Source organism: Actinobacillus capsulatus DSM 19761, from assembly GCF_000374285.1.
GTDB classification, from domain to species: domain Bacteria; phylum Pseudomonadota; class Gammaproteobacteria; order Enterobacterales; family Pasteurellaceae; genus Actinobacillus; species Actinobacillus capsulatus.
Genome location: NZ_KB893957.1, coordinates 1 through 7,415 on the forward strand (window position 1 = coordinate 1; position 7,415 = coordinate 7,415).

General features: G+C 39.5%; 5 protein-coding genes and 1 pseudogene. 5 read left to right on the forward strand and 1 reads right to left on the reverse strand.

Annotation, left to right across the window (positions count from 1 at the left end; translation table 11 throughout):
• The 5 genes and pseudogenes from C228_RS14545 to C228_RS0112765 form a co-directional block, all read left to right on the forward strand.
• Window positions 1-585 (forward strand): annotated as a pseudogene (locus C228_RS14545) (hypothetical protein); the annotation flags it as partial.
• Window positions 569-1,765 (forward strand): WD40 repeat domain-containing protein, encoded by a 1,197-nt coding sequence (locus C228_RS0112755; protein WP_018652977.1) that lies wholly within the window; start codon window positions 569-571, stop codon window positions 1,763-1,765. The pseudogene C228_RS14545 and the gene C228_RS0112755, both read left to right, overlap by 17 nt.
• 81 nt (window positions 1,766-1,846) lie before the next feature.
• Window positions 1,847-2,203: an alpha/beta hydrolase gene (locus tag C228_RS14930; protein WP_245552774.1), complete on the forward strand. Its 357-nt coding sequence runs from the start codon at window positions 1,847-1,849 to the stop codon at window positions 2,201-2,203.
• Window positions 2,187-2,996 (forward strand): hypothetical protein, encoded by an 810-nt coding sequence (locus C228_RS13765; RefSeq protein ID WP_050560387.1) that lies wholly within the window; start codon window positions 2,187-2,189, stop codon window positions 2,994-2,996. The genes C228_RS14930 and C228_RS13765 overlap by 17 nt, the downstream gene beginning before the upstream one ends.
• Window positions 2,993-4,183: a WD40 repeat domain-containing protein gene (locus C228_RS0112765; RefSeq protein WP_018652978.1), complete on the forward strand. Its 1,191-nt coding sequence runs from the start codon at window positions 2,993-2,995 to the stop codon at window positions 4,181-4,183. The genes C228_RS13765 and C228_RS0112765 overlap by 4 nt, the downstream gene beginning before the upstream one ends.
• 292 nt (window positions 4,184-4,475) lie before the next feature.
• Here the strand turns inward: C228_RS0112765 and tssH are convergent, their stop codons facing one another.
• Window positions 4,476-7,073: a type VI secretion system ATPase TssH gene (tssH, locus tag C228_RS0112770; RefSeq protein ID WP_018652979.1), complete on the reverse strand. Its 2,598-nt coding sequence runs from the start codon at window positions 7,071-7,073 to the stop codon at window positions 4,476-4,478.
• Window positions 7,074-7,415: the final 342 nt, after the last annotated feature.

Here is a 7,415-nt window from a genome sequence, read left to right on the forward strand (position 1 = left end):
CAAGTTTATAGTGGTAAGAGCCGATGTAGTGAACTACCGAATATTCCGTTTAGAAATCAGATTAAAGCGGCTATTCGTGCTGCATTGGAGGAAGAAGCCGAAAGAACGGCAAATAGTTTAGACGCCCCCTTAATCTATTTAAAACCGTGGAGTCATTTTCGTCGCTTTAAAAGGGGCGATGCTTATTTTGAACATATTATAGATGTGTTAATGGGGGCATTATTTGATGATTGGCGGGTATATGATACGGCGGTGCGTCCTGCGTTGGGACATCAAGGGGAAAGATTGACTGTTTCGGGAGTTAAGAAAAAAGGGAAAGAAGATGTGCCATTATCTAACAAAGAAAAAATAGAGTTCGAGGATGCTTTTATTAAGAGCTTAAAAGATAAAAAATTCTTTTTCTTTGATCAAAGTAAATATTTCACAACGCATTCGGCGATGAGGGAGTTTGAGTTTAAGATATTTGATAAACAAGAGCCTAAAGTATTTCCTCGAATTTATAGAGAAAGTTATATGAATGAAATTATGAAGCGAATTCAAGAAAATTCGAATTTTGGGAGATATAAAAATGATAAAAAGAAATAAAACACTTCAAATAATCGTTATTCTTTTTTTATCCGTTTTAGGTGTCGTGTTTTATCAATATAACAGAACAGATCCGATAATTTCTCTCTCCGTTTCAACGGATGGTCGTTACGTTATTAGTGCTCATGCTCCACGAAAATCGGATCTCTATTTTCCTAAAGGACAATTAACGTTATGGGATATTGAAAAAAGGGAAAAGAAAATATTGGCTGATCATGCCAATGCTTATAGTGCGAGTTTTATTCCTGATAGCCATGAATTTATGTGGCAGGATGATAAAAAAGTAGTGCATATTCAAAATGTTGATGGTCAGGAACTTGAAAAGTTTAATCACTTTTGGGTAGCTGGGCATCTTATGAGTGCGGATAAATCTTTTTATTTATCCACCAATGAATATGGCGAGTTGTATAAAGGTTACGGTGAAAAGCTAATTCCTATATATACGGATGCTATTAGTATTCTTCCTTTAACGCTTTCAATGACAAAGGATTATTTTTTGTTAAGTGGGAATGCTGGTTTGCCAGAGAATAAACCCGTAGCGGAAACTGATTTAACCACAAATCCGATTAACCCTAGCGAGAGTAAGAAAAGTAGTTATGATGGTGTAACTTTATGGGACAGACATACCTTAAAACCCGTAGCCAGATTATGGGGGAATGTGGGAAAAACCACAGGCTTAATCAGCCCTGACGGGAAGTGGGTGGTAACGGGGGATGAAAATTCAGGCTATTATATGTGGGAAATAAAAAATTTACATAATCGTCTGAAATTAGCCATTCCGGGCAGTGGTATTTATGTAAAAGAAAAGCATGATTATGATACCAGTAAATTACTTCCGATACCGCCAAATATAGACAATAGAGGGATAACAGCAGGTGGAGTTGCTTATGCTTTTTTAAGTGAAAAAGATTTTATCGGGCTGGGAAAAAGTGAAAATGAAGATGGTGACGGTTATGAATTCGCCGCTCTTTATACCGTCGGCGATCCTTGGATCAAAGCCTATGTAGAAATCGGCAACGACCCAAGTATTTCTACTAATTACTACGAACGCAACCTAAGCGTTTCTTCCGCTCCGAAAGCCCACATTTTAGTGACGGGACAAGCCACCGGCGGCGGGATTAACGTGTATAAATATCACCCCGATAAAATGGAATTAGAAAAAATCTGGGTAGCGGATTAAGTGAAAAGAGCGGTGGAAATAGTGATTATTTTCACCGTTTTTTGTTATGCTTTTTACAAGCGGTCAGATTAGCCCAATTTTTTGCAAAATACCGAAGCGGAAATGTATGCCAACGAAGCGGGGCGAGAGCTGGCAAAATTTTTGCAGACCTTACATAAAGAAACCAAAATTAACATTATCACCCACTCCCTTGGTGCACGAGTGGCGTTAAGTGCCTTGAATATTTTGGGCGATTTTGATGGTAAATATGCGAACTGGATTGATAACCTGATTATGTTAGAAGCAGCAGTGGCGGATAATGCCATTACAGGAAACTACACCCGAGAGAAAAATCCGCTAGCGATGGAGCTGTTTCCTTTTGCGCATAAAGCAGTGAAATCCATTCGGATTATGTATTCGCAGGAATTCGCAGGAAGATGGGGTGTTAGGTGCCGATAACCGAGCTTTAGATTTAGATGACGGTATTTCGGATGTCACCCGAGGGACTTATCCGTTAAAATATAGTGTGTTAGCCAATAGAAACAATGCCATTGCAGATTATTATCCTTATGCTAACCACCCCAATAGCAGCGTGCCTCAGCAAAAAGTGGCAGCGCAAATGCACAATGCCATTCAATTGCAGTGCTGGGATAATATGGGGCAGAATAATACGGAATTAGCCAAATTATGCGATTATATGAAGTCGCAACCGCTATTTCATCGTCCGGTAATTGAGAGTAAGGTGAGAACACTCGTTGAGCAGGAAATTGAGCAGGTGAATGCTAATTGGACAACCGAACTTAATATCCTGCGCCCGTGGAGCCATTTTCGTCGTTTTGAGAAAGGGGCGGATTATACTGAGCATATCATTGATGTGTTAACGAAGATGATATTTAAAGCGGATTGGAAACTATCACCGAAGGAGTTGGAAATTCGTCCTGCGTTGGGGTATGTGGGGGAGAAATTTACGGCTCCACGCCCAGAGCAAGATATTGATAAAAATTTAGCTAAAAAATATCCAGTAGATACATTCATTAAAGCACTTTATGACAAACAATTTTTCTACCACAACCAAAGTGAATATTTCACTACCCATTCCGCCATCAAGGAGCTAGATTGGGAGGAAATGTTGCGGACGGAGGCAGAGCGGGAAACCTTACCCGAAACTCGTTTTTCTCGACTTTACCGAGAAACTTACAAAGAGCAAATAATGGATAAATATTTAGAAGGTAAATTTGGGAGATTTAAATGAATAAACGATGGCTATTTTTTCTCGTAGCAACAGCTGCATGCGCATTATTTTTTGTGTTTTATCAACCGACTGACCCAGCGTTATCCGTGAGCGTTTCAACAGATGGGCGTTATGTGGTTAGTGGGCACGCTGATAGAAATGCCCACCCTTCCAAGCCAATTGGGCAAATAGTATTGTGGGATATAGAAAAGAAAACCAAGCAGATTATCTCCAAAAAAGCCAATGCGTTTAGTGCGATGTTTATTCCCGATAGCCATGAATTTATGTGGCAAGATGATAAGAACATAATCTATATGCAAAATACGGAAGGGCAAAGCCTTAAGCATTTTCAACATCCTTTTGTACTTCAAAATCATAGAATGACAGCAGATAAGTCTTTTTATCTTTCTGCTAATATGTACAATGACTTGTACTTAGGTTACGAAGAGGATATTAAACCTGTTTATACAGACGGTTCTGTCACTAGCAAACCAGTGGACTTGACGATAGTAGGTGATTATTTTTTATCTGTTACGCCAACTTGCCACGGTTCAAATGACCCGGTAGCAGAAACGAACTTAACGGCAAACCCCGTAAATCTAAGTAGCCGCAAAAAAAGCAGCTATGACGGCGTAACCTTATGGGACGACAAACACACCTTAAAGCCTGTGGCTAAATTGATAGGCAACTGTGGTGCCACAAATGGCTTAATCAGCCCGGATGGGAAATGGGTGATTACGGGGGGAGAAAATGGAGCTCATTATATGTGGGAAATAGATAATCCAAATAATCGACAGGCATTATCAATGCCTAATAATTGGGGGCTTTATACTGGAGAAGAATTGAAAAACGATAAAAGTACTCCGTTACCTGAGAAATTAAAAGAAAGACCTATCAGTGTAGGCACAGTTGCTCACGCTTTTTTAAGTGAAAAAGATTTCATTGGACTTGGTCGAAGTGGTGGAAAAAATGGTAAAGGGTTTGAATTCGTAGCACTTTATGCCGCAGGCGAACCTTGGATTAAGGCTTATGTAGAAATTGGAAACGACCCGAATATTTCCACCAATTATTTCCAGCGCAACCTCAGTGTTTCCTCTTCCCCGACAGCGCATATTCTAGTGACAGGACAAGCCACAGGTGGTGGAATTAACGTGTATAAATACCACCCCGATAAAATGGAGTTAGAAAAAATTTGGGTGGCGGATTAGTGAAAAGTGCGGTTAAAAAGCAGTTAGATTTTGACCGCACTTTTTAGCGTTTTTATACCTGACAAGCGGTTAAATTTGAGAAATTTTTTGCAAACATTAAATTATAGTCGAATAAGGTTATTCCTTGAGTAAACTGGTCTTGTGTTTAATAAGAGGATCGTGATCATAAAAGTCTGAAGTTTCTTTTTTTGTTTATGCTAAATGAAATTAAACGGAAGGACATAATCTGCACTCCAAACCTCAAATTAGCCTTTTAGGTTTTGGAGTGCAGTTCGAACACTGGCAATTCAGGTTATTCAATGTTAACTTGATATTCGCCGTCTTCAAAGTTAAGTATGATGGTTGATATCTTCTCACCACTGGCGATACGTTGAAGTAGTGCTAATGAAAGCGGCGGTAAAAGTTGTCCTTCAAGAATCGCATCTACTAAACGCGCACCATTTGCATCGGCTTCACATTGCTGTTCAATATGTTCAAGGATATTCGGCGCAATACTGAATGTTGCTTTATAGCGTTCGGATACTAATTTTTCTAGTTTTGCTAGTTTTGCTTTCACAATGCGCTGCATTACATCAGTACTTAAATAGTGATACTGCACAATTTGCATACGGGCAAGCAATGCTGGCTTGAAGAAAGCGAGCAGTGAACGACGCAACTCTTCATCAGTTTTCACGGCGAAGCGATCATTAGCCGCATCAAAGCCACAGTTTGAAGTGAGCATAAAAAGAATGTTTTTACAATCAATCAAACGTCCTTCTCCATCGGCGAGTTCACCTTTATCAAAGGCTTGATAGAATAAGTTCAACACATCTGGATGGGCTTTTTCGACTTCATCTAATAGCACAATAGAATAAGGTTTTTGACGAATAGCTTCAGTGAGTAATCCCCCTTCACCATAGCCTACATAACCTGGTGGTGAGCCGATTAAACGCGACACAGTGTGTTTTTCTTGATATTCGGACATATTGATGGTGGTAAGGAATTGTTTTCCACCAAAAATGTGTTCGGCAATTTGAATGGCGGTTTCGGTTTTTCCCACACCGCTAGGTCCTACAAGCAATAATGCACCAAGCGGTGTGCCCGCACGGCGTAAATCTGCCATAGCGGTGAGCAGGTTTTTGTGAATTTGCTCAATGGCTTGGGATTGTCCCTTAATGTTATCGTTGAGAATTTCAGGGAGTTCGGTCAGTTTAGTGAGTTCATCGCCTGTCATACTATTTACAGGAATCCCCGTTAAATCAGCGATGATTGCTGTAATTTGTTTACTGCCCACTTCCGCATGAATTAAACACTCTTCCGGTTTAATTGCTTCGTATTCTGCTTTTTTCGCTTGTAATTGGGTAATCCATTTCTGGCGTTCTTCTTCCGCGTATTCAGCCTCGTTGTCAGACAGTTTTTCACGTAAAGCTAAGATTTCATCCACTAAAGTTTTTTGTGCATTAAATCGTGTAGAAAGCGCAGTTTTTTCTGTCTCGCATTCCGCCAGTTGATTTTCTAATTTGGTTTTCACACTATGATCAACGGTTTCACCCAATTGATAATCTCGATCAAGTTCAGCTATTGCGACTTTAATTTCATAGATTTTATTTTCAAGATAGCTTAAACGTTTTGGTGGCGTACCTTTTGCGGTAGAAACACGAGCACAAGCAGTGTCCAAAATATCAATCGCTTTATCTGGTAATTTTTTTGCGGCAATATAGCGAGCTGATAATTTTGTTACTGTCTCCAAAGCTTCACCTGTGATGTAAACGCCGTGAGCTTTTTCATAAAGTGGTTTTAAACCACGCAGAATTACGATGCTTTCTTCAATAGAAGGTTCATCTACTTTCACCAACTGAAAACGACGGGACAGTGCAGGATCGCGTTCCACGTATTTTTTGTATTCAGACCACGTGGTAGCTGCAATAGTGCGCAATTCTCCGCGTGCCAATGCTGGTTTTAAAAGATTTGCTGCATCGTTTCCGCCTTCACTGCCTCCAGCCCCAATAAGCGTATGCGCTTCATCAATAAAAAGAATAATTGGTGTGGTGCTATTTTTAACAAAATCAATGACAGATTTTAGACGTTTTTCAAACTCGCCTTTGATGGACGCACCAGATTGCAAGGCAGCAAGATCCAAGCTCCAGAGTTCGACATTTTGCAAATGGGGAGGTACTTGTTTGTTTATGATACGCAATGCCAAACCTTCGATCAAAGCGCTTTTACCTACTCCAGCATCCCCTACTACAATAGGATTATTTTTTCTTCTACGTGAAAGAATGTCGATCATCAAATCAATTTCTTGATCACGTGCGAGTACAGGATCAATATTCCCTGCTAAGGCTTTCGCCGTTAAATTTTCTGCAAAACGGGCTAAATCGGAAGCATCAGTTTGCGTTGCTATTGGAGTATGGCTATTTTCCTGAGCGGTTTGTGATTCTGCTGAACCTTTGGCAAATTCAAGCAAAGAGTTGCGAAGTGTCTCTTTATTAAGTTGATTTAAAAAACTTGCTGCCGAAGTTGGTAAATAACGTGATGCATTTAATGTAAGAGCTAATAAAATTGCCGCACTTCGGATTTGTGTTTGTTCAAATTCAAGGGAGCCAAGCAACCAGGCTTCTTGTAACATTTCAATAAGAAGTGGAGAAAAGCTTGGTACAGAATCAATATTACTGTTTGAATGTTGATTGCTGCGTAATAAAAGTGCGGTCAATTCTTCGTGAGAAATATTAAGCTTACTTAAAATAAAGCGCACGTCAGAGAATGGATTTTCTAATGATTTAAGTAATAAATGGGCAGGAAGCACTTCCGTTTCACCACAACTAATGGCGTATGCAGCGGACTCCTCTAACATTAGTTTAGAGACATCATTTAACGCCCCCAATGTTGCGGCTAAGTTAATTTTTATCATTATGCAAGATCCTTATGTCTAATAAAGCAATTTGAGAGATAAATTAAACCTGAGCATTCTATTTTTTTATACGCAATTTGACTACAATTATTTTAATTATTTAGGAATGTGCAAAATCTACCTTTTTACATTATACTTATATTATTTCCCCCCTTAATGAAAGAACACTATGTCAGCCCAATCTGATTACCGTTATACCTTGGAAGCGAATGAACGCTATCACTTTGATGTTATCAGTTTTAAACTTACCGAAGGGCTTTCCGAGCCATTTAAGCTGGAGCTGAAGTTATCGAGCTTTGACCCAGACATTTCTTTTTCTGCTTTGATAGATACGCCAGTGAC

What these genes read in the sequence shown, in the direction of transcription:
- C228_RS0112755 (WP_018652977.1), top strand. Translation starts at nt 569, where the DNA reads ATGATAAAAAGAAATAAAACACTTCAAATAATCGTTATTCTTTTTTTA.
- C228_RS0112765 (WP_018652978.1), top strand. Translation starts at nt 2,993, where the DNA reads ATGAATAAACGATGGCTATTTTTTCTCGTAGCAACAGCTGCATGCGCA.
- tssH (WP_018652979.1), bottom strand. Translation starts at nt 7,073, where the DNA reads ATGATAAAAATTAACTTAGCCGCAACATTGGGGGCGTTAAATGATGTC.